This window comes from Aeromonas sp. EERV15 (genome assembly GCF_900079845.1).
In the GTDB taxonomy this organism is placed as follows: domain Bacteria; phylum Pseudomonadota; class Gammaproteobacteria; order Enterobacterales; family Aeromonadaceae; genus Aeromonas; species Aeromonas sobria.
Genome location: NZ_FKKY02000116.1, coordinates 1 through 467 on the forward strand (window position 1 = coordinate 1; position 467 = coordinate 467).

Sequence of the window (467 nt, forward strand, 5' to 3'; positions counted from 1 at the left end):
AAGGAGGTGGCCGACAACGTCATCCAGGTGCTCGGCGGGTGGGGCTATTGCACCGAGTACAAGGTGGAGCGGTTCTTCCGCGACGCGAAGCTGCTCGAGATCGGCGGCGGCACGCTCGAGTCCCATCAGAAGAACATCACGCGGGAGCTGATCGGCCGCATCAGCTGAGGCGTCAGGGCGCGATGAGGCGCTGTCACGCCTCGGTCGCGAGAAGGCAGCGCTGGGTTTGCGGTCCGGCCATCGAGACGCCACGCGTCTCCGTCACCATGGACATCCATGGACTGGGGACATCTGGCGACGGTCGCGCCGACGGCGCTGTCATCCACCATCTACGCGACGCTTCAGGCCTCCTTCCACTGGAGGATCGCGCGGCATCGCTCGAGGGCGCGGCGCGCGCCGCCGCCGCTCGGCGCGACGCCGGTGGTCAGCCTCCTCAAGCCGGTGGCGGGCGTCGACGATGAGCTCGC

Annotated in this window: 2 protein-coding genes; both read left to right on the forward strand. The window is 68.7% G+C overall.

Annotation, left to right across the window (positions count from 1 at the left end; all coding sequences use genetic code 11):
* Positions 1-6 precede the first annotated feature (6 nt).
* Positions 7-168 (forward strand): acyl-CoA dehydrogenase family protein, encoded by a 162-nt coding sequence (locus BN4575_RS22845; protein ID WP_368664548.1) that lies wholly within the window; start codon positions 7-9, stop codon positions 166-168.
* A gap of 108 nt (positions 169-276) precedes the next feature.
* The coding region (locus BN4575_RS22850) for a hypothetical protein (RefSeq protein ID WP_218060803.1) at positions 277-467 on the forward strand (191 nt) is incomplete at its 3' end.